Raw genomic sequence first — 20,837 nt, forward strand, 5'->3', positions numbered from 1 at the left:
GAGTGTGCGCTGTGACATTCACCACCTGGGGCGGGACGTTCACCGCCACCCCCGCGCGGCGGGCCGCGCCCCGCGACGAGGCCGAGCTGTCCGCGCTGGTCGCGCGGGCGGCGGCGGAGGGCCTGCGGGTCCGTGCCGTGGGCGCCGGGCACTCGTTCACGGACGCCGCGGTGACGGACGGGCTGCTGCTCGGCCTGGACCACCTGTCGGGCGTGGAGTCGGTGGAGCGGACGCCCGACGGTGCTCTCGTCACCGTGGGGGCGGGCACCCGGCTGCACGAGCTCAACGCCCTGCTGCGGGAGCGTGGGCTGGCGATGCGCAACCTCGGCGACATCGACCGTCAGTCGGTCGCGGGGGCGATCTCGACGGGCACCCACGGGACGGGCGCCCGGCTGGGCGGCCTCGCCACCCAGGTGCGGGGCGTGCGGGTCGTCGTCGGCGACGGGACGGTGCGCGCGGTCTCGGACGCCGACGCCCCGGGCTCGCCGGAGCGGGAGCTGTTCGAGGTCGCCCGCCTCGGGCTGGGGTCGGTGGGGATCCTGTCGGCGGTGACGCTCGACGTGGTGCCCGCCTACCTGCTGCGCTCCACCGAACGGGTGCGGCCGTGGTCGGAGGTCGTCGACGGGGTCGACGCCCTGTTCGACGGGCACCACCGGATGGACGCCTACTGGTTCCCGGGCACGGACCGCATGCTGACGTGGACGCACGACGTCGTCGACCACGCCGGGACGGCCGCGTACGAGGCGTCGCGGCGCGGCGTCGGGGGCGCGCTGCGCCGGGCCGGCCACGCGGCCCGCAGCCTGCTCGACGAGGAGGTCCTCGCCAACGGGGCCCTGGGCGCGATCATGCAGGTCGCCGCCGCCGCACCGCGCACGGTGCCGCGCCTCAACGCGCTGAGCGCCGCCGTCCTGGGCGACCGGACGCACGTCGCACCGTCGGACCGTGTGATGGTGACGCGGCGGCGGGTCCGGTTCGTCGAGATGGAGTACGCCCTGCCGCGCGCGGAGCTGGCCGGGGTCCTCACGGAGCTGTCGGGGTGGCTGGCGGCGTCGGGCGAGCTGGTGCCGTTCCCCGTGGAGGTGCGCTGCACCGCGCCGGACGACGTGTGGCTGTCCACGGCTCGCGGCCGCGCGTCGGCGTACGTGGCGGTGCACCAGTACCACCGGATGCCGTACCGGCGGTACTTCGACGCCGCGGAGAAGATCTTCGTGGCCGCGGGCGGGCGCCCCCACTGGGGCAAGCTGCACACCCGGACCGCGGCCGACCTGGCCGAGCACTACCCGTTGGACGACGTCGCCCGTGTGCGCTCCGTCGTCGACCCCGGCGGCGTGTTCCGCAACGCCTACGTCGACCGGGTCCTCGGTACGGCGTGAACCGCCGGGTCTAGGCCGGCACGACGAGCGCCGTCGCGATCGCGGCGACGCCCTCGCCGCGGCCCGTGAGGCCGAGGCCGTCGGTCGTGGTGGCGCTGAGCGACACGGGCGCGCCCAGGGCGGCGGTGAGCACGTCCTGCGCCTCCGCGCGTCGCGGCTCCAGGCGGGGCCGGTTGCCGATCACCTGCACGGCGACGTTCCCGACCTCGAACCCGGCGGCGCGGACGCGCCGCGCGGCCTCGGCGAGCAGCTCCGTGCCGCGCGCACCCGCCCAGCGGGGCTCCGCGGTGCCGAAGTGCGTGCCGAGCCCGCCGAGGCCCGCCGCGGAGAACAGGGCGTCCGCGGCCGCGTGCGCGGCGACGTCCGCGTCGGAGTGCCCCACCAGGCCCCGCTCCCCCGGCCAGTGCAGGCCCGCGAGCCACAGCGGTCGGTCGTCGTCGGGCGCGAACGCGTGCACGTCCACGCCGACGCCGGTGCGCGGCAGGTTCCACCCCGGACCGGGACGCTCGGCAGCCATGCCCGTCACGCTAGCGGAGGTCCGGGCGGCCGGCCCTGGACGCGCCAGCGCGCCAGGAGGAGGTCCTCCGGGGTGGTGATCTTCGCGGCCGCCGGGTCGCCCGGCACGACGTGCACGGGCAGGCCGAGCGCCTCGACGAGGCCCGCGTCGTCGGTGGCCGCCACGCCCCCGCGCTGCGCCTCCCGGTGCGCCCGGGCCAGGACCTCCCGGTCGAAGCCCTGCGGGGTCTGCACGGCGCGCAGCGGGGTGCGGTCGACGGTCGCGACGACCTCCTCCCCCGCGGTGGCGTCCGGGTCGGGGACCACCCGCTTGACCGTGTCCGTCACGGGCAGACCGGGCACGACGGCGGGTCGGCCGGCCCGCACGGCCGCGACGACGCGGCGCACCAGGTCCGGCGGGGCGAGGGGGCGGGCGGCGTCGTGCACGAGCACGACGTCGACGTCGTCGCGGGGGTCGTCGTCGGTACCCCGCGTGCCGGCGTCCAGGCCGGCGCGCACCGAGTCCTGGCGGGTCGCGCCCCCGGGCACGACGTCGACGGGACGGTCCACGAGGGGGTCGGCGGCCAGCAGCGCGGCGACGTCGGCGACGGCGGCGGGCGGGCACGTCACGACGACGGCGTCCACCGCCCCGGACGCGCACAGGTTGCGGGCGGCGTGCAGGAGCAGGGGGGCGCCGTCGAGCTCGACGAGCGCCTTCGGCCGGCCGAGCCCGAGCCGGGTGCCGTCCCCGGCGGCCGTGATGACGGCGAGTGTCCTCACGCGGTCACCCTAGCGGCGCGCGCGGCCGCACCGGGGACGGCGAAGGGTGGCCGCCCGGCGGGGCGGCCACCCTTCGTGGCTCGATGGACGGGAGGTCCGTCAGGAGGCCAGGACCTCGTCGATGATGGCGCCGGCCTTCTCCTCGTCGACACCCTCGGCGAGGGCGACCTCGGACTCGAGGATCTGGCGGGCCTTGGCCAGCATGCGCTTCTCGCCGGCGCTGAGCCCGCGGTCCGCGTCGCGGCGCGACAGGTCGCGGACGACCTCGCCGACCTTGATGACGTCGCCGGACGCCAGCTTCTCCAGGTTGGCCTTGTACCGTCGCGACCAGTTGGTCGGCTCCTCGGTGTACGGCGCCCGCAGGACGTCGAACACGCGGTCGAGACCCTCCTGGTCCACGACGTCGCGCACACCGACGAGGTCGACGTTCTCCGCCGGGACCTCGATCGTCAGGTCACCCTGGGCGACCTTGAGCTTGAGGTACATCTTCTCTTCGCCGCGGATCTTGCGCGTCTTGACCTCTTCGATCAGGGCTGCGCCGTGATGCGGGTAGACAACCGTCTCGCCTACTGTGAACGTCATCTGCAGATGTCCCCTTTCCCAGTGACCGAGTCTATCACGGGAGCGCTTGCCTCCCGCGGGACGCCCCCTGCCCACGACCCGGTCGAGCACAGCGTCTTCGCAGGTCAGAGCCCTGTTCCGCACACCGCGTGAGATCACCTCCGCGACCCCACTAGGATGGGTGCGGGCGCTCTGCGCCCACCCTCCACCCGAGATGATCGGTGCGCCCTGCCCGAGGCCGGCGCGCACAGCACAGCCGAAGGAGAGCTCGTGGCTCGCTCCGCCCGCCCTGCCCGACCCGCCGCCGTCGCCGCCGGCGCAGCCGCCGCGAGCGTCCTGCTCCTCGGCGCGTGCGCGCCCGTGACCACCGAGCTGCCCTACGCCCCCTCCGACGGGACGCGCGTCGACTTCACGGACGTGGAGGCCCGCGGCCTCAACCTCATGGTGCTGTCGCCCGCCGAGGGCTCCGAGGGCGCCGTGTTCGGCGCGCTCGCCAACAGCTCCTCCGAGGACCTCACCTTCACGCTCACCGCGACGGGCGCCGCCCCGGTCACCGTGACCGTCCCCGCGCAGGAGACGGTCTACCTCGGCACCGAGGAGGGCGAGCAGGTCACCCTCGACTCCGTCGCCACGATCCCCGGCGGCAACCTGGAGGCCACCCTCACCGCCGGCGACGACACCGAGGACTTCTACCTCCCCGTCTTCGACTCCACCCTCCCGGAGTACGCCGCCTACGTGCCGTGACCGGCACCCCGCGCATGACGAAGGCCCTCCCCGCTCCTCGGAGCGCGGAGGGCCTTGGTCGTCCCGGTGGCCTCGCGGCTCAGCCGAACCGGCCCGACACGTAGTCCTCGGTCGACTTCTCGGACGGCGACGAGAAGATCGTGGCGGTGTCGTCCATCTCGATGAGCTTGCCCGGCTTGCCGGTGCCCGCGATGTTGAAGAACGCCGTCCGGTCGCTCACGCGCGCCGCCTGCTGCATGTTGTGCGTGACGATGACGATCGTGTACTCCTGCTTCAGCTCGCCGATGAGGTCCTCGATGGCGATCGTCGAGATCGGGTCGAGCGCCGAGCAGGGCTCGTCCATGAGGAGCACCTGCGGCTTCACCGCGATGGCGCGGGCGATGCAGAGCCGCTGCTGCTGACCGCCCGACAGGCCCGAGCCCGGCTTCTCGAGGCGGTCCTTGACCTCGTTCCACAGGTTGGCGCCACGCAGGGACGACTCGACGAGGTCGTCCGCGTCCGCCCGGGAGATGCGGCGGTTGTTGAGCTTCACGCCCGCCAGCACGTTGTCGCGGATCGACATCGTGGGGAACGGGTTCGGTCGCTGGAACACCATGCCGACCGTGCGGCGCACGGCCACCGGGTCGACGTCGGTGCCGTACAGGTCGACGCCCTCCAGCTCGACCGTGCCCTCGACGCGCGCGCCGGGGATGACCTCGTGCATGCGGTTGAGGGTGCGCAGGAACGTCGACTTGCCGCAGCCGGACGGGCCGATGAAGGCCGTCACGGAGCGCGGGTCGATCGTCATGGTGACGTCCTGCACGGCGAGGAAGTCACCGTAGTAGATGTTCAGGTCCTTCACGTCGATGCGCTGAGCCATCGGGGTTTCCTTCTTTCGTGCTGCGGGTCGGCGGGCGTGCGCGTCAGCGCAGCTTCGGGGCGAACCAGCGGTTCACCAGACGGCCGACGAGGTTGAGGGCGAGGACGATCACGATGAGCACCAGCGCGGCACCCCAGGCGTTCTGGAACGCGACGTCCGCGACGCAGGTGGCGGACTCGCCGCCGGGGCAGGGCGCGTAGCCCTGGTGGTACTGCCGGTACGTGAACACGGGCAGTGTCATCATGCGGCCCTCGAACGGGTTGGTGTTGATCGAGTCGGTGACGCCGACGGTGACGAGCAGCGGCGCGGTCTCCCCGATGACGCGGGCGACGGCGAGCAGGACGCCCGTCGTCAGGCCCGCCACGGAGGTCCGCAGGACCACCTTGACGATGGTCAGCCACTTGGGCACGCCGAGGGCGTAGGAGGCCTCGCGCAGCTCGTTCGGGACGAGCTTGAGCATCTCCTCGCAGGAGCGCACCACGACGGGGATCATCAGCACCGACAGCGCGACCGCGCCCATGACGCCGATCCGGACGCTGGGGCCGAAGAACAGCGCGAAGAGCGAGAAGGCGAAGAGGCCGGCCACGATCGACGGGATGCCCGTCATGACGTCCACGAAGAACGTCACCGACCGCGCGAGCCAGCCCTTGCCGTACTCCACGAGGTAGATGGCCGTCATGATGCCGACCGGCACCGAGATGAGGGTCGCCAGGCCCGTGATGATCAGCGTGCCCATGATCGCGTGGTAGATGCCGCCGCGCGGGTCGCCGCCGAACACGTTGCGCATCGACTGCGTGAGGAAGTCGAGGCTGATGCGGCCGACGCCCTCGACGGTCACGGTCCACAGCAGCCACGCCAGCGGGACCATCGCCAGGGCGAAGGCGAACCAGATGAGGACCTGCATGGTGCGGTCGGTGCGCCGGCGGCGCGGGTCCGCCGCCGTGAGGAGCGCGCGGGTGCGCTCCGTGGCGTCGGCGCTGGACAGGGTCGAGACGCTCATCAGTTGGCCCCCGAGAATTCCTTGCGGCGCGCCACGATCCAGCGCGCGGTCATGTTGACGGCCAGCGTGATGACGAACAGCGCCAGGCCGGCGGCGATGAGCGTGTTGATGCCCAGCCCCGTCGACTCCGGGAAGTCCGCGGCGATGTACGCGGCGATGGTCTGGTGCTGACCGGCGGCCAGGATGTCGAGCGAGTACGTGAGGCCCGGGGACAGGATCATCAGGACCGCCATCGTCTCGCCGAGCGCCCGGCCGAGGCCCAGCATGGACGCCGAGATCACGCCGGAGCGGCCGAACGGCAGGACGGCGGTGCGCACGACCTCCCAGCGGGTCGCGCCGAGCGCGAGCGCCGCCTCCTCGTGCAGGCGCGGCGTCTGGAGGAACACCTCGCGGGACACCGCCGTGATGATCGGCAAGATCATGATCGCCAGGACGACGGCGACGGTCGCCATCGCGCGGCCGGTGGACGACGCCTGCCCGCCGAACAGCGGGATCCAGCCCGCGTGCTCGTTGAGCCACAGCCAGAACGGCGTGAGCGCCGGGGCGAGCACGAGGAAGCCCCACAGGCCGTAGACCACCGACGGGATGGCGGCCAGCAGGTCGACCAGGTAGCCGAGCAGCTGGGCCAGGCGCCGCGGCGCGTAGTGGGAGATGAACAGCGCGATGCCGATCGCGACCGGCACCGCCAGGCACAGCGCCAGCACGGCGGCGAGCAGCGTGCCGAACACCAGCGGGCCGACGAACGCCAGCAGGGTCGTGCCCTCGGGGAACCGGGCGGCACCGGCGGCCAGCTCCTCCGGCGACGCGGTCAGGGCGGGCCACGCCTGCCCGACGAGGAACAGGGCGACCGCGGCGAGCGCCGCGAGGATCGTCACGCCGGCGCCGACGGCGAGCCAGCGGAAGACGCGGTTCATCCCGCGGTCGGACGACCGGCGTCGGACGGCGCGGGAGCCCACCTCGGGTGGGCTGTCGGTGATGCTCACGGTCCTACCTCGTTCGTGCTTGGGCACTGGTGTCGCCTTCTGTTCGTCAGGCCCGGCGTCGGGCGGCCGGGCGGGTGTCCCCCGCCCGACCGCCCGACGTCGGGCCGGTCAGGTCGTCTCGGTCAGCCGGCGGTGATGGCGTCGATGCCGGGCTGGACGGCCTCGCGGATCGTGTCGGACATCGGCGCGGAGCCCGCGGCGTCCGAGGCGGCCTGCTGGCCCTCCTCGCTGGCCACGTAGGAGATGAAGCCCTTGACGAGGTCCGCGGTCTCCTGGTCGGCGTAGGTGCTGCAGGCCAGGGTGTAGGAGACCAGGACGATCGGGTAGGTGCCCGCGATGTCCCGCTCCAGGTCGATCGTGTAGACGTGCTCGCTGGTGCCCTCGGTGCGCGGCGACTGGGCCACGACCTCGGCGGCGGCCTCGGCGGAGTAGGAGACGAACTCGCCGCCCACGCCCACCGCGACGGTGCCGAGGTCGGCGACCTGCGACGCGTCGGCGTAGGTGATGGTGCCCTGGCCGGCCTGGGCCGCGCCCACGACGCCGGAGGTGCCCTGCGCGGACTCCTGGCCGTCCACCGGCCACACGCCCGACGGCTCCTCGGTCCACACGTCCGGGGCGACGGCGTAGAGGTACTCCTCGAAGTTCTCGGTGGTGCCCGACTCGTCGGAGCGGTGCACGACCGTGATGGCCGTCGAGGGGAGCTCGACGTCCGGGTTGTCGGCCTTGATGGCCTCGTCGTCCCACGAGGTGATCTCGCCGAGGAAGATGTTGGCGATCGTCTCCGGCTGGAGGTTCAGCGAGTCGACGCCGTCGAGGTTGAAGGCGATCGCGATCGGGCTGACGTAGCCGGGGAACTCGATGACGCCGTCCGCGCCGCACTGGGCCTCGGCGGCGGCGAGCTCCTCGTCGTCCAGCGCGGCGTCCGAGCCGGCGAACAGGTAGGTGCCGTCACCGAAGCCGGTGCGGCCACCGCCCGAGCCGACGGGGTCGTAGTTCACGGTCGCGTCGGGGTTGGCCTGCTGGAAGCCCGCACGCCACGCGTTCATCGCCGCCTCCTGCGAGGACGCTCCACCGCCGGAGAGCTGGCCCGCGAGGCCACCCTCGGCGGCCGTCTCCCCGGTGTCCGACCCGGCGGTCGAACCGCCGGCGGGCTCGGGGTCCGAACCGCACGCGGCCAGGCTCAGTGCCAGCACACCGACGGCGACGGCAGATCCGGCACGGGTGAATCGGCTGAGGTTCACGAGTCGTTCCATCCTGTTCACACGGTGACATCACCGGCGGGCGCCGGCGTTCGTCCGTGACGCTAGGGACCGCAGGTGGACCGCCGAGAAGGAGAAGATGAACGACTCGTGAACACCGGTGGGCAGGTTGGCGTGGCGGCCTTGCGGGGACGGCGCGACGCGGCCCGGCCCCCGGGTGTCGGGGGCCGGGCCGCGTCGGTGGTCACGCGCCGTCGGTGGTCACGCGCTGCCGGCGGTCACTCGCCGTCGGCGAACTTGTAGCCGAGGCCCCGCACCGTCAGGAGCAGCGACGGCGCGCCCGGGTCGGACTCGATCTTCGACCGGATGCGCTTCACGTGGACGTCGAGGGTCTTGGTGTCGCCCACGTAGTCGGCGCCCCACACGCGGTCGATGAGCTGGCCGCGGGTCAGGACGCGTCCCGCGTTGCGCAGCAGCAGCTCCAGCAGGTCGAACTCCTTGAGCGGCAGCGACACGGTGGACCCGCCCACGGCGACCGTGTGGCGCTCCACGTCCATCCGCACGGGGCCGACCTCCAGCACGGACTCCCCGTCGTCGTGCGCGACCCCGTTGTCCGCCGCGGCGGCACCGCGCCGCCGCATGACGGCCCGCATGCGGGCCAGCAGCTCGCGGAACGAGTACGGCTTGGTGACGTAGTCGTCGGCGCCCAGCTCGAGCCCCACGACCTTGTCGATCTCGGAGTCCTTCGCGGTGAGCATGATGATGGGCACGTCGCCGCGCTGCCGCAGCTCACGGCACACCTCGGTGCCGCTGAGGCCGGGGAGCATGAGGTCGAGCAGCACGAGGTCCGCGCCGCCGTCGTCGTACCGTTCGAGGGCGGCGTTGCCGTCGGACACCGCGACGACCTCGTACCCCTCCCGCGTGAGCTGGTACGTCAGCGGGTCGCGGTACGACTCCTCGTCCTCAACCACCAGGATGCGCGTCACGCGCCTACCTCCTCGTTCGACGGGCCCGCAGCGGACCCGTGGTCGTCGTCGGTCGTCCGGCGGCGCTCACGCAGCGGCCGGACCACCCTGTCGTCGTGCTGGGGGGCGTCGTCCGGGCTCTCCGGCGACGACGCGGACGGCTCGTGCCGGGGCAGGTCGGCGGCGGGGATCCGCAGGGTGAACGTCGACCCCTTGCCCGGTTCGGACCACACGCGGACGTCGCCGCCGTGGTCCGCGGCGACGTGCTTGACGATGCTCAGCCCGAGCCCCGTGCCGCCGGTGTCGCGGGAGCGCGCGGGGTCGACGCGGTAGAACCGCTCGAACACGCGTGCCTGCTCCTCGGTGGAGATGCCGATGCCCTGGTCGACGACGTCGATCTCGACCAGGCCGCCGCGCTCGTGCACGCCGACGCCGACCCGGGTGTTCTCCCCCGAGTAGCTGACGGCGTTGTCCAGCAGGTTGCGCACGGCGGTGACCAGCAGGTTGTGGTCGCCGAACACGACGCTGTCCACGGACCCGCCGACGGTGATCGTGATGTTCTTCCCGGCGGCGGTGGTGCGCGCCCGGTCGACGGCCTCGTCGACGACGTCGCGCACGGGCACGGGCCGCACGGCCTGGAGCGCGCCGGCGACCTGCAGCCGGGACAGCTCGATGATCTCGTGGACGAGCGCGGACAGCCGCTGCGACTCCGCGAGCATCCGGCCGGTGAACCGGCGCACGGCGACGGGGTCGTCGGCGGCGTCCTGCACGGTCTCGGCGAGCAGCGCGATCGCGCCCACGGGCGTCTTGAGCTCGTGGGAGACGTTGACGACGAAGTCGCGGCGGATCGCCTCGACGCGCCTTGCCTCGGTGCGGTCCTCGGCCAGGACCAGCAGCTTGTCCATCCCCAGGGGCGCCACGCGGACCTGGAGCAGCACGGTGCCGGACCCGATGGGGCCGCGCGGCAGCTCCAGCTCCTTCTCCCGGATGACGCCGTCGCGACGCACCTCGCGCACCAGGTCCACGATGGTCTGGTGGACGAGCGCGTCGTTGCGCACCACCCCGAGCGCGTAGGCGGGGGGCGAGGCGCGGACGACCTCGTCGTCCTCGTCGACGACGACCGCGGCGGAGCGCAGCACCGACAGGACGCGCACGAGGCCGGCGTCGAGCTCGGCCGGCGACTCCTCCGGGTCGCGCCGCTGCGCACGGTCGGAGAAGCGGAAGGCGAGAGCGGCGACGACGCCCACGACGACGCCCAGCACGCCGGCGACGACGGCCGTCACCCCCTGGATGATTCCTTCCACGGACAGCAGCCTAGGTCGCCCGCGGCGCCTCACCGTGCCAGGGCGGCAAGTGCTCGTCGGCGCGTCGCCCACTGTTCACCTGGGCACCGGCCCCCGTTCACCTCGCGGTCCGGGCATCCTGGGAGAGTGGCCGGGCACCATTCTGTGGAGAGGACACCCATGCGAGAGATCTTCGACGCCGAGCTGAAGCAGATCGGCGACGGCCTGGTCGAGATGAGCCGGCTCGTCGAGTCCGCGATCACGCGGGCCGGGACGGCACTGCTCGACGGCGAGCACCAGCTCGCTCAGGAGGTCATCGCCTCCGACCGCGCCATCGACCAGCTCGAGCGCGAGCTGGACGAGCGCTGCGTGCACCTGCTGGCCCAGCAGGCGCCGGTCGCGACCGACCTGCGGGTCGTCATCACGGCGCTGCGCATCAGCGCCACCCTGGAGCGGATGGGCGACCTCGCCCGTCACGTCGCGGAGGTGGCCCGCGGCCGCTACCCGGCGCTGGCCGTGCCGCCGTCGGCGCGTGGCACGTTCGTGGCGATGAACGAGGCGGCGGGGCTCGTCGCCCGCCGCACCACCGAGCTGCTCACGACCCGTGACGTGGCCCTCGCCGAGGAGATCCTCGAGGGCGACGACGCGATCGACCGGCTGCACCAGGACACGTTCGGGGCGACGCTCGCCCCGGGCTGGACGGGCACCGCGCAGGAGACGGTCGACGTCACCCTGCTGGGCCGCTACTACGAGCGGTTCGGCGACCACGGCGTCTCGGTGGCCCGCCGCATCACGTTCCTCGTGACCGGCGAGTTCGACACCGCGGCGACGGCGTCCCCGGCCTCGTCGCCCGCGGAGGTCTGACCCCGCCACGCCCGACCTGCGGCCGGCGTCGCCGTTCCTCCCGCATCACCTGCTGATCGGCGGGGGACGACGACGTCGGCCGTCGCCGTCGTCGTGGTTCCTCACGCGTCCGCTGGTGAAGCCTGAGGAACAGCGACACCGCACCACCGTCGTCGGGCAGCAGGAAGGCCCGGCCCCGGGTCGTCATCCGCGAAGTGCAGGGCGCGCAGCGCCCGTGAACGCGACCTGGGGCCGGGCCTTCCTGCTGCCCGACGTCCGGCGGACGTACTACTTGCCCTGGTTGGCGACGGCCGCGATCGCGTCCTTCGCCGCCTCCGGGTCGAGGTACGTGCCGCCCGGGTTGGTGGGCTCCAGCGTCTCCTCGTCGAGCTCGTAGACCAGGGGGATGCCGGTGGGGATGTTGAGCCCGGCGATGGTCTCGTCGTCGATGCCGTCGAGGTGCTTGACGATGGCGCGCAGCGAGTTGCCGTGCGCGGCCACGAGGACGGTCTTGCCGGCCTTGAGGTCGGGGACGATCTCGCCCTCCCAGTACGGGAGCGCACGGTCGAGGACCTGCTTGAGGGCCTCGGCGCGCGGGATCGGCTCACCGGCGTAGCGGGGGTCGGAGTCCTGCGAGAACTCCGAGCCGAGCTCGATGTCCGGCGGCGGCACGTCGTAGGAACGGCGCCAGAGCATGAACTGCTCGTCGCCGTACTGGTCGCGGACCTGCTTCTTGTCCTTGCCCTGCAGGTCGCCGTAGTGGCGCTCGTTGAGGCGCCACGACCGCTTGACCGGGATCCAGTGCCGGTCGGCGGCGTCGAGCGCGAGGTTGGCCGTCATGATGGCGCGACGCAGCAGGGACGTGTGCAGCACGTCGGGGGTGACGCCGGCCTCCTTGAGGAGCTCGCCGCCGCGCGTGGCCTCGGCGGTGCCCTTCTCGGACAGCGGGACGTCGACCCAGCCGGTGAAGAGGTTCTTCGCGTTCCACTCGCTCTCGCCGTGGCGGAGCAGCACGAGGGTGTAGGTCATGGGTCCATCCTGCCCTGCCCCGGGCGCGCCTCGCACCCAGGGTCGGATGACGGGACGGTGACGTCCGGGGGGTCACGACCGGCCGTCAGCACCCGGGGGGCCGGGTGTCAGGAGTCGGCGCGCTCCAGGACGAGGACGGGGATCTCGCGGTCGGTCTTTTTCTGGTACTCGGCGTAGTCGGGCCAGGCCGCGACGGACCGCTCCCACCACAGGGCCTTCTCGTCGCCGGTGACCTCGCGGGCCACGTAGTCGTGCTTCTCCGCGCCGTCCTGGAGCTCGACCTGCGGGTGCGCGACGACGTTGTGGTACCAGACGGGGTGCTGCGGCGCGCCGCCGAGGGAGGCGACGACGGCGTAGACGCCGTCGTGCTCGACGCGCATGAGCGGGGTCTTGCGCACCTTCCCGCTCTTCGCGCCCACGGTGGTGAGGATGACCACGGGCTTGCCGCGCATCGTGTTGTTGCGCGCGCCGCCCGAGGCCTCGTACTCGGCGACCTGCGTGGCGGCGTGCGACGTCGGGCTGGGGACGTACTCTCCGGTGATCGGCATGACTGCGCCAACGCCACCGGACGGCGGGGTCATTCCCGCGGCGTCCGGCGATGTCGGGCCAGGTCAGGCGCGGCGGGTCTTCGCGGCCTGGGAGTAGACGTCGAGCATGGCGGCGGCGGCGCGGTCCCAGGAGAAGCGTTCGGCGGCCCGGCGGGCACCGGCCGCGAGCCGGGCGCGACGGTCCTCGTCCGCGAGGAGGTCGCCGAGCACGCGCGCCCACGTCCAGGGGCTGTGGTCGTCGACGAGGACGCCGGAGACGTCGTCGACGACGACGGTGCGCAGTCCCCCGACGGCGGCCGCGACGACGGGGGTGCCGCACGCCTGCGCCTCGGCGGCGACGAGCCCGAAGGACTCGTTGTGGGAGGGGACGGCGACGACGTCGGCGGCGCGGTACCAGTCGGCGAGCTCGTGGCGCGGCACGGGCGGGCGGACGAGCAGGTGCCCGCTGACGCCGGTCTGGTGGGCGAGGGCCTCGAGCTCGCGCACGGCCGTGGGGCGGCCGCTGGCCCCGCCGAGCACGACGAGGGTGGGCACGGCCGCTCCCCCGCCGTCGCGCCACGCGTCGACGTCGCCGCGACCGCCCGCGTGCTCGACGGCGTGGTCGGCGAGCACGCCGAGGGCGCGGACGAGCACGTCGGGACCCTTGAGGGGCTGGACGCGACCGGCGAACAGCACGAGGGGTCCGGCGGGCAGGCCGAGGCGCTCGCGCAGCGCCCGGCGGCCCTCGGGGGTGGTGTCGCCGGGCGAGAAGACGTCGAGGTCGACGCCGGGCGCGACGACGTGCACGGTGTCGGGGTCGGCCCCGCAGTAGCGCACGAGGTCGTCCGCCTCCTCGCGGGTGGACGCCACCAGCGCGTCGGCCTCGGCGACCACCTGCTCCTCGCCGATGACGCGGCCCTGCGGCTCGGGGACGTCACCGGGGGCGAGGGCGGCGTTCTTCACCTGCGCGATGGTGTGCATGGTGTGGACGAGCGGCACGTCCCAGCGGTCGGCCGCGAGCCAGCCGACCTCGCCGGACAGCCAGTAGTGCGAGTGGACGACGTCGTACCAGCCGGCCGGGCGGTGCGCCTCGGCCCGCAGCACACCCGCGGTGAACGCGCAGAGCTGCCCCGGCAGGTCGGTCTTGTCGAGGCCCTCGAAGGGGCCGGCGGCGACGTGCACGACGCGGATCCCGGGCTCGGGGTCCACCACCTTGGGCTGCGTCGACGACGTGGCACGGGTGTAGATCTCGACCTGCGCCCCGCGGCGCGCGAGCGCGCGGGACAGCTCGAGCACGTACACGTTCATGCCGCCCGCGTCGCCGGTGCCGGGCTGGTCGAGCGGCGAGGTGTGGACCGACAGCATGGCGACCCGCGGGCCGCCGGACGTCGTCACCGGGCCACCAGCACGCACGACGGGGGCGTGGGCCAGGCGGTGCGCGCCACGACCTCGGAGCCGCCGCCGGAGCCGACGCGGACGGTCGCGAGCTCCTGGCTGTTCTGCAGCGCCACGACGATCAGCTCGTCGTCGCCCTGCCGCGCGACGACCTCGTGGTGCCGCGGCCAGGACCCGGCGCCGAGGTGGACGTCCGCGCGGTGGACGAGCCCGACCGGGTCGCCCTCGACGACGTCGAGCACCGCCAGGACGTCGGGTCCGCGCAGGCCCACGTGCAGGCGCGTGCCGTCCTCGCTGAGCGTCACGTGCGCCGGGTACGCCTGGCCGGGGGCGCCCAGCGGGGACACGGGGACGCTGCCCGCGTGCTCCCAGCCGTCGCCGGCGGGCCGCAGGACGTGCAGGCGGGCGTCGAGCTCGCCCGCGACGACGAGCGAGCCGTCCGGCAGCACGACGAGGTGGCGTGGGCCCGTCCCGGCGGGGAGGCGGGCCGCGACGTCGCCGGTGTCGTCCGGCGTCGGGTCGACCGGGTAGCGACGGACGACGTCGGCGCCGAGGTCGGTGACGAGCACCCGGTCGCCCCGGACAGTCGCCTGGTGGGCGTGCGGGCCCTCCTGACGGTCCGCCACGGGGCCCGTGCCCTCGCCGGCGTGCAGGGAGTGGTGGGACGCCAGGGGCACGCCGTCCGCGCCGGTCGCCCACGCCGCGGCGACGCCGTCGCCGTAGTTCGCGACCCACACGGACGTGTCGGACGCCGTGACGTGGCAGGGGTGGTCGCCGCCGGAGTCGAGGGTGACGACGGGGTCGAGGGTGGCGCCGGGGCCGACGCGCAGCGCGGTGAGGGCGCCGGGGGCCGTCTCGGAGACGGCGAGCAGCACCGGCGCGGCCGGGTGCCGGGCGAGGAAGGACGGCGACGGGAGCGTCGTGGCGAGGGTCGGCGACCGCAGCTCGCCGGTCGTGACGTCCACGTCGACGTGCCACACGCCCTCGCCGCTGCCGGCGTCCGTGCCCTGGGCCGGGTACGTGCCGATCCACAGGGCGACCGAGGTCGAGAAGGTCATGCGACCAGGGTAGGGGGACGGCGGCCCTCGCGGCGCCGTCCGGACGGCACCGCGCCCCGGCCGGGGATGGTCCGACCGGGGCGCAGGCGTACTCAGGGGGTCAGTGCGCCGCCTCGTAGGCCTCGAGGACCTTGCTGGGGATACGACCCCGCTCGTTGACGGTGTGCCCGTTGTCGCGGGCCCACTCGCGGATCTTCTGGAGCTGCTCACGGTCCGTGCGACCACGGCGCGCGGACGACGTCGTGCGGGCCGCGGCACGCGGACCCGACTTGCGGGCGTGGCCGATCCACGTCGCGAACGACTCACGCAGCTCGGCCGCGTGCTTCGCGGTGAGGTCGATCTCGTAGGTCACGCCGTCGAGCGCGAACGTGACGGTCTCGTCACCCTCCGTGCCGTCGATGTCGTCGATCAGCACGACCTTCGTCTTCTGAACCACGCGTATGCCGCCTCTCCAAGCATTCCGGTGCATTGTCAAAATGCAGGATGCACCCTGGGAGAAACGAAAGTCAACTCAACGCACCGAAGAATTGTCCCCGGAATTCCCCTCGACGGCGACGGAAGCCGCGGACGCCTCCCGATCGAGCGCCTCCCTCTCGTTGCGGTCGGCACGAATGATCTTCCGCATCGCGAGCCAGAAGAGGAGTCCGACGCCGATCGAGGGGATCAGTCCCGCGATCACGGCCCAGAACGTTTCCATGCGATTTCTCCTCAGTGGGTCGGCTTGACGAGCGGGAAGAGGATCGTCTCTCGAATACCGGCACCCGTGAGCGCCATGAGCAGCCGGTCGACGCCCATTCCCATACCACCCGCCGGCGGCATCGCGAACTCCATCGCGGTGAGGAAGTCCTCGTCCAGCGCCATGGCCTCGTCGTCGCCCGCCGCGGCCAGCCGCGCCTGCGCCTCGAAGCGCTGCCGCTGGACGACCGGGTCCACCAGCTCCGAGTAGGCCGTCGCCAGCTCGAAACCGCGCACGTACAGGTCCCACTTCTCGACCTGTCCCGCCACCGACCGGTGGTCGCGCGTCAGCGGCGACGTCTCCACCGGGAAGTCCCGGACGAACGTCGGCGCGTGCAGGTGGTCGCCCACGTGGTGCTCCCACAGCTCCTCGACGAGCTTGCCGTGGTTGACCTTCTTCGGGTCGAGCGAGATCTCCGCCTTCTCCGCGAGAGCGGTCAGGAACTCCACCGACGTCTCCGGCGTGATCTCCTCACCGACCGCCTCCGACAACGAGTCGTACATCTTGATGTCCGCCCACTGCCCGCCGAGGTCGTACTCCTCGCCGTCGACGAGGGTCACCAGCGTCGTGCCGAACACGTCGTTCGCCGCCGTCTGCACGAGATCGCGCGTCAGCGCCGCCATCGTGTCGTAGTCGCCGTACGACTCGTACGCCTCCACCATCGCGAACTCCGGCGAGTGCGACGAGTCCGCGCCCTCGTTGCGGAAGTTGCGGTTGATCTCGAAGACGCGCTCCACACCGCCGACGACGGCCTTCTTGAGGAAGATCTCCGGGGCGATGCGCAGGAACAGGTCCATGTCGTACGCGTTCATGTGCGTCGAGAAAGGACGGGCCGACGCACCCGACGCGACCGCCTGCAGCATCGGCGTCTCGACCTCGAGGAAGTCGCGCCGGTGGAAGTTCTCCCGCAGCGAGCGCACCACGCCCGCGCGCACCCGCACCATGTCCCGCGCCGCCGGGCGCGCGATGAGGTCGACGTACCGCTGACGGACGCGCGCCTCCTCCGACAGGTCCTTGTGCAGCACCGGCAGGGGGCGCAGCGCCTTCGCGGCGAGCTGCCACGAGTCCGCGAACACGCTCAGCTCACCGCGGCGGGACGCGCCGACGCGACCCTGCACGAACAGGTGGTCGCCGAGGTCGACGTCGGACTTGTAGGCCGCCAGCGCGTCCTCGCCCACCGCGTTCAGCGACAGCATCGCCTGCAGGCGGTTGCCCTCGCCGTCCTGCAGCGTGACGAAGCACAGCTTGCCCGTGTTGCGCTGGAAGACCACGCGGCCGGCCACGCCGACGACGGTGTCCGTCTCGACACCCGCCTCCAGGTGCCCGTACGTCGCGCGGACCTGCGCGATCGTGTCGGTGATCGGCAGGTTCACCGGGTAGGCCTCGCCACCCTCGGCGATGATGCGGTCGCGCTTCTCGCGGCGGACGCGCAGCTGCTCGGGCAGGTCGTCGGGCACGGCGGCATCAGTGTTCTCGAGGGTGGTCACCCGACGATTCTACGGGCGTCCCGGGAGGCGGAGGCCCGGCGTCCCGGGAGGCGGAGGCCCGGCGTCCCGGGCCAGGGTGGCCTCGCGGCACCACCGGCGAGGCGCACCCGCGGCGACCGACGGCGGCGGGGCCGGGCGCGACGGACCCGGCGGCCCCACGGACGGGGACGGAGCGCGACGCCGGTACCGTTGCCGCGTGACCCCCACCGACGCGCCCCGGCCCGTGCACGCCTCGCCCTCCGTCGTCGAGCCCCCGCTCGACGACGCATGGGTCGCCCGCACCGTGACCGTCGCGCTCGACGAGGACCTCGGCGCCGCACCCGGCCGCGACGTCACCACCCAGGCCACGATCCCGCCGTCGGCCACCGGCACCGCCGACCTCGTCGCCCGCGAGGCCGGCACGGTGGCCGGGCTCGTCGTCGTCGCCGAGACCCTCGCGCAGACCGCCGGCCGGCTCGGGCTGCCCGTGCCCGACGTCACGTTCCACGCCCAGGACGGCGACGCGGTCGCGCCCGGCACGCTCCTCGCCCGCCTGACCGGGCCCACGCAGGTGCTGCTCGTCGCCGAGCGCACCATGCTCAACCTCGCGTCCCGCGCCTCCGGCGTCGCCACCGCCACCGCCGCGTTCGCCCGCGAGCTCGCCGGCACCGGCGCGCAGGTCCTCGACACCCGCAAGACCACCCCCGGGCTGCGCGCCCTCGACAAGTACGCCGTGCGCGCCGGCGGCGGCACCAACAAGCGCATGGGCCTGTACGACGTCGCCATGGTCAAGGACAACCACGTCGTCGCCGCCGGGTCCGTGCGCGCCGCCGTCGAGGCCGTCCGGGGCACCTTCCCCGACGTCCTCGTGCAGGTCGAGGCCGACACCACCGCCCAGGCCATGGAGGCCCTCGACGCCGGGGCCGACTTCCTCCTGCTCGACAACATGCCGACGCCCGTCCTCGCGGCGACCGTCACCGCCGTCCGCGAGCGCCAGGGCCGCGACGGCGTACCCGCCCGCGTCGAGCTGGAGGCGACGGGCAACCTCACGCTGGACCGGGCGCGCGAGGTCGCCGCCACGGGCGTCGACTACCTGTCCGTCGGCGCGCTCACCCACTCCGCGCCGATCCTCGACCTCGCGCTCGACCTCCACCCCGCGTCGCTGCGCTGAGTGGCCGGTGGCTGCGCTGACTCGCGCGAACTTGCGCTGAGTGGCGGGAACCCGCGCTGACTCGCGAGTCAGCGCAGGACCCGCCGAGTCAGCGCAGCTGTCGCCGAGTCAGCGCTCCGTACGCCGAGTCAGCGCAGGGTCAGGCGGTGTGCAGGACGCCGTCGTCGTCGAGGCGGGCGGTGACGCGCCGCTCCCACGCCGGGTCCGACGTCGGGAAGTCCGCGCGGAAGTGGCCCCCGCGGCTCTCCGTGCGCACCGCGGCCGCGCGGACCAGCGCACGGGCCACCTGGTGCACGTTCGTCGTCTCCCACTCGGCGGTCTGCGGGACGGCGACGACGCCGGCCGCCTCGTGGGCGGTGGTCGTCACCCCGGCGAGCTTCGCGTCGGCGAGCGCCAGCGACTCCGCGGAGCGGATCGGGCCGGCGCCGTCGGACGTGATGCGCTGCACCCGGGAGCGGGCGGCCGCCGCGACGAGCGCGGAGCCACCGGGACGCTCCACCGGGTCGACGGTGGGCAGATCGCCGGCGTCGAGGCGCGCGACGACGTCCCGGGCCGCCCGGTAGGCGAACACCAGCCCTTCGAGCAGCGAGTTCGACGCGAGCCGGTTCGCGCCGTGCACACCCGTGCACGCGACCTCGCCGACGGCGTACAGGCCGGGCACGGAGGTGCGCCCTCGCAGGTCGGTGACGACGCCGCCCGAGTGGTAGTGCTGGGCGGGTGCCACCGGCACCGGCTCCTCGGACCAGTCGATCCCCGCCTGCGCGAGGCGCGCGGTGATGCCGGGGAACCGACGGGCCAGGAAGTCCCGGCCGAGCGGCCGCGCGTCGAGCAGGACGTGGTCGGCGCCCGTGGCGTCCATCTGCCGCACGATGGCGTGCGCGACGACGTCGCGGGGTGCGAGCTCGGCGAGCTCGTGCACACCCGGCATGAACCGGTGGCCCTCGACGTCGAGCAGGTGGGCGCCCTCGCCGCGCACCGCCTCGGAGATGAGGGGGAGCTGGCCGCGGGCGCCCGCGCCGAGCCACAGCACGGTGGGGTGGAACTGCACGAACTCGAGGTCGCCCACGACGGCGCCGGCGCGCAGGGCCGCGGCGATGCCGTCGGCGGTCGCGCCGGGCGGGTTGGTCGAGGAGCGGAACACCTGCCCGACGCCTCCGGTGGCGAGCACCACCACGGGGGCCAGGACGGCGCCGACGCCGTCGCGGGAGCCCGTGCCGCGCACGTGCAGCGTCACGCCCGCGACGGGCCGCTCCCCCGCCGCGTCCGGCGCGCCCGTGAGGACGTCCAGCACGAGCGCGTTCTCGATGACCTCGATGCCGGGGTCGTCCTGGACCGCCTCGATCTGCGCCACCAGCGCGCGGGAGATCTCCGCGCCCGTCGCGTCGCCGCCGGCGTGCGCGATCCGGTCCGCGCGGTGCCCGCCCTCCCGGGTGAGCGCGATCCCGCCGTCCTCGGCCCGGTCGAAGGCGGCGCCCCGCGCCACGAGCTCGTGCACCCGCTCCGGGCCCTCGGTGACCAGCACCTCCACGGCCTCGGGGTCGCTCAGGCCCACGCCCGCCACCAGCGTGTCGTGCAGGTGCGCCGCAGGGGTGTCGGACGGGTCCAGGACGGCCGCGATGCCGCCCTGCGCCCACACCGTCGACCCCGACGACAGCTCCGCCTTGGTGACGAGCAGGACGCGCGGCACCCGGCTGCGCAGCTCCAGCGCGGCCGTCAGCCCGGCGATGCCGGAGCCCACGACCACGGCGTCGGCGTGCGTCGTCCAGCCCGGTCCGGGGGCCGCGAGGGAGCGCGCGAGGCGGGCCGGCGTCACCGAGCCGTCGAACCGGCGTCGGCGAGACGTGCGTCGTGACCTGCGTCGATCCCGCCGGCCGCCGCGGCCCGCCCGGAGGCGGTGCGCACCAGCCCGGCGGCCTGGTACGGCTCGGCGGGCACGCCCGACTCGAGCAGCCCGAAGCCGTCGGGGGCGTGCCCCGGGTCGTCGTGCACCTCGACGATGCGGTTGTCGCCGTCGACGAACACGACGTTCGGCAGGAACGTGCGGGCGTCGCGGTCCGACAGCATGCCGTACGCGATGATGATGACGACGTCGCCCGGGCTCACCAGGTGCGCGGCCGCACCGTTGATGCTGATCTGGCCCGAGCCCGGCTCGCCGGGGATGACGTACGTCGTCAGGCGGGCGCCGTTGGTGACGTCCACGACGTCCACCTGCTGCCCGGGGATGAGGTCGGCGGCGTCCAGCAGGTCGGTGTCGACCGTGATGGATCCCACGTAGTGCAGGTCCGCCTGCGTCACCGTGGCACGGTGGATCTTGCCGATCATCATGGGTCGCTGGAGCGACGCCGGACGGCGCACCGGGGCTCGGTGCGC

The 20,837-nt window shown here is 73.7% G+C and carries 22 protein-coding genes; 4 read left to right on the forward strand and 18 right to left on the reverse strand.

Annotation, left to right across the window (positions count from 1 at the left end; translation table 11 throughout):
* The first annotated feature begins 11 nt into the window (after positions 1 to 11).
* Positions 12 to 1,373 carry a D-arabinono-1,4-lactone oxidase gene (locus tag ATJ88_RS15420; protein WP_211287526.1) on the forward strand — a complete coding sequence of 454 codons (1,362 nt, stop codon included), beginning with the start codon at positions 12 to 14 and terminating at the stop codon, positions 1,371 to 1,373.
* Positions 1,374 to 1,383: 10 nt separating this feature from the next.
* Here ATJ88_RS15420 and ispF read toward each other — a convergent pair whose 3' ends face one another.
* The 3 genes from ispF to ATJ88_RS15435 form a co-directional block, all read right to left on the reverse strand.
* The gene (gene ispF / locus ATJ88_RS15425) at positions 1,384 to 1,890 is read right to left on the reverse strand and encodes a 2-C-methyl-D-erythritol 2,4-cyclodiphosphate synthase (RefSeq protein WP_098465407.1); all 507 of its coding nucleotides are present in this window, start codon (positions 1,888 to 1,890) and stop codon (positions 1,384 to 1,386) included.
* A gap of 5 nt (positions 1,891 to 1,895) precedes the next feature.
* Positions 1,896 to 2,648, reverse strand: a complete 753-nt coding sequence (gene ispD / locus ATJ88_RS15430; protein WP_098464587.1) for a 2-C-methyl-D-erythritol 4-phosphate cytidylyltransferase — start codon at positions 2,646 to 2,648, stop codon at positions 1,896 to 1,898.
* A gap of 99 nt (positions 2,649 to 2,747) precedes the next feature.
* Positions 2,748 to 3,230, reverse strand: coding sequence for a CarD family transcriptional regulator (locus ATJ88_RS15435; RefSeq protein WP_098464588.1), 483 nt, complete (start codon positions 3,228 to 3,230; stop codon positions 2,748 to 2,750).
* 249 nt (positions 3,231 to 3,479) lie between these two features.
* On the opposite strand from ATJ88_RS15435, the gene ATJ88_RS15440 reads away from it, so the two are divergent.
* A complete protein-coding gene (locus ATJ88_RS15440) occupies positions 3,480 to 3,953 on the forward strand; it encodes a hypothetical protein (protein ID WP_098464589.1) in 474 nt (157 codons plus the stop codon).
* 79 nt (positions 3,954 to 4,032) lie between these two features.
* On the opposite strand, the gene pstB is transcribed toward ATJ88_RS15440, so the two are convergent.
* The 6 genes from pstB to ATJ88_RS15470 form a co-directional block, all read right to left on the reverse strand.
* The gene (gene pstB, locus ATJ88_RS15445) at positions 4,033 to 4,812 is read right to left on the reverse strand and encodes a phosphate ABC transporter ATP-binding protein PstB (protein WP_098464590.1); all 780 of its coding nucleotides are present in this window, start codon (positions 4,810 to 4,812) and stop codon (positions 4,033 to 4,035) included.
* Positions 4,813 to 4,855: 43 nt separating this feature from the next.
* A complete protein-coding gene (gene pstA, locus ATJ88_RS15450; protein WP_098464591.1) occupies positions 4,856 to 5,812 on the reverse strand; it encodes a phosphate ABC transporter permease PstA in 957 nt (318 codons plus the stop codon).
* Positions 5,812 to 6,795: a phosphate ABC transporter permease subunit PstC gene (gene pstC / locus ATJ88_RS15455; protein WP_425432689.1), complete on the reverse strand. Its 984-nt coding sequence runs from the start codon at positions 6,793 to 6,795 to the stop codon at positions 5,812 to 5,814. The genes pstA and pstC overlap by 1 nt, the downstream gene beginning before the upstream one ends.
* Positions 6,796 to 6,917: 122 nt before the next feature.
* Complete coding sequence (gene pstS, locus ATJ88_RS15460; RefSeq protein ID WP_098464592.1) at positions 6,918 to 8,048, reverse strand: phosphate ABC transporter substrate-binding protein PstS; 1,131 nt, start codon at positions 8,046 to 8,048, stop codon at positions 6,918 to 6,920.
* Positions 8,049 to 8,272: 224 nt separating this feature from the next.
* Entirely contained in the window at positions 8,273 to 8,980 is a 708-nt protein-coding gene (locus ATJ88_RS15465; RefSeq protein ID WP_098464593.1) for a response regulator transcription factor, read from the reverse strand.
* Positions 8,977 to 10,263, reverse strand: coding sequence for a sensor histidine kinase (locus ATJ88_RS15470; RefSeq protein WP_098464594.1), 1,287 nt, complete (start codon positions 10,261 to 10,263; stop codon positions 8,977 to 8,979). Before ATJ88_RS15470 ends, ATJ88_RS15465 begins: the two co-directional genes overlap by 4 nt.
* Positions 10,264 to 10,422: 159 nt before the next feature.
* Here ATJ88_RS15470 and phoU point away from each other — a divergent pair, with 159 nt between their 5' ends.
* The gene (gene phoU / locus ATJ88_RS15475) at positions 10,423 to 11,106 is read left to right on the forward strand and encodes a phosphate signaling complex protein PhoU (protein ID WP_098464595.1); all 684 of its coding nucleotides are present in this window, start codon (positions 10,423 to 10,425) and stop codon (positions 11,104 to 11,106) included.
* Positions 11,107 to 11,373: 267 nt separating this feature from the next.
* Here the strand turns inward: phoU and ATJ88_RS15480 are convergent, their stop codons facing one another.
* The 7 genes from ATJ88_RS15480 to lysS all read right to left on the reverse strand — a co-directional run bounded on the left by ATJ88_RS15480 (position 11,374) and on the right by lysS (position 17,317).
* Positions 11,374 to 12,114, reverse strand: coding sequence for a phosphoglyceromutase (locus ATJ88_RS15480; protein WP_098464596.1), 741 nt, complete (start codon positions 12,112 to 12,114; stop codon positions 11,374 to 11,376).
* A gap of 107 nt (positions 12,115 to 12,221) precedes the next feature.
* Positions 12,222 to 12,662: a nitroreductase family deazaflavin-dependent oxidoreductase gene (locus ATJ88_RS15485; protein WP_098464597.1), complete on the reverse strand. Its 441-nt coding sequence runs from the start codon at positions 12,660 to 12,662 to the stop codon at positions 12,222 to 12,224.
* 63 nt (positions 12,663 to 12,725) lie between these two features.
* Positions 12,726 to 14,036 (reverse strand): D-inositol-3-phosphate glycosyltransferase, encoded by a 1,311-nt coding sequence (mshA, locus tag ATJ88_RS15490; RefSeq protein ID WP_211287527.1) that lies wholly within the window; start codon positions 14,034 to 14,036, stop codon positions 12,726 to 12,728.
* Positions 14,033 to 15,094, reverse strand: a complete 1,062-nt coding sequence (locus ATJ88_RS15495; RefSeq protein ID WP_098464598.1) for a lactonase family protein — start codon at positions 15,092 to 15,094, stop codon at positions 14,033 to 14,035. Before ATJ88_RS15495 ends, mshA begins: the two co-directional genes overlap by 4 nt.
* A 100-nt stretch (positions 15,095 to 15,194) precedes the next feature.
* The gene (locus ATJ88_RS15500; protein WP_098464599.1) at positions 15,195 to 15,530 is read right to left on the reverse strand and encodes a histone-like nucleoid-structuring protein Lsr2; all 336 of its coding nucleotides are present in this window, start codon (positions 15,528 to 15,530) and stop codon (positions 15,195 to 15,197) included.
* A gap of 75 nt (positions 15,531 to 15,605) precedes the next feature.
* On the reverse strand, positions 15,606 to 15,791 hold the full coding sequence (locus ATJ88_RS15505; protein ID WP_098464600.1) for a hypothetical protein: 186 nt from the start codon (positions 15,789 to 15,791) through the stop codon (positions 15,606 to 15,608).
* Between the two features lie 11 nt (positions 15,792 to 15,802).
* The gene (gene lysS / locus ATJ88_RS15510; RefSeq protein ID WP_098464601.1) at positions 15,803 to 17,317 is read right to left on the reverse strand and encodes a lysine--tRNA ligase; all 1,515 of its coding nucleotides are present in this window, start codon (positions 17,315 to 17,317) and stop codon (positions 15,803 to 15,805) included.
* Between the two features lie 196 nt (positions 17,318 to 17,513).
* Here lysS and nadC point away from each other — a divergent pair, with 196 nt between their 5' ends.
* Positions 17,514 to 18,467, forward strand: coding sequence for a carboxylating nicotinate-nucleotide diphosphorylase (nadC, locus tag ATJ88_RS15515; RefSeq protein WP_098464602.1), 954 nt, complete (start codon positions 17,514 to 17,516; stop codon positions 18,465 to 18,467).
* 139 nt (positions 18,468 to 18,606) lie between these two features.
* On the opposite strand, the gene ATJ88_RS15520 is transcribed toward nadC, so the two are convergent.
* Positions 18,607 to 20,280 carry an L-aspartate oxidase gene (locus tag ATJ88_RS15520; RefSeq protein ID WP_098464603.1) on the reverse strand — a complete coding sequence of 558 codons (1,674 nt, stop codon included), beginning with the start codon at positions 20,278 to 20,280 and terminating at the stop codon, positions 18,607 to 18,609.
* Positions 20,277 to 20,792: an aspartate 1-decarboxylase gene (gene panD / locus ATJ88_RS15525; protein ID WP_245852683.1), complete on the reverse strand. Its 516-nt coding sequence runs from the start codon at positions 20,790 to 20,792 to the stop codon at positions 20,277 to 20,279. Before panD ends, ATJ88_RS15520 begins: the two co-directional genes overlap by 4 nt.
* Between the last annotated feature and the right edge of the window lie 45 nt (positions 20,793 to 20,837).

Source organism: Isoptericola jiangsuensis, assembly GCF_002563715.1.
Classification (GTDB): Bacteria; Actinomycetota; Actinomycetes; order Actinomycetales; family Cellulomonadaceae; genus Isoptericola; species Isoptericola jiangsuensis.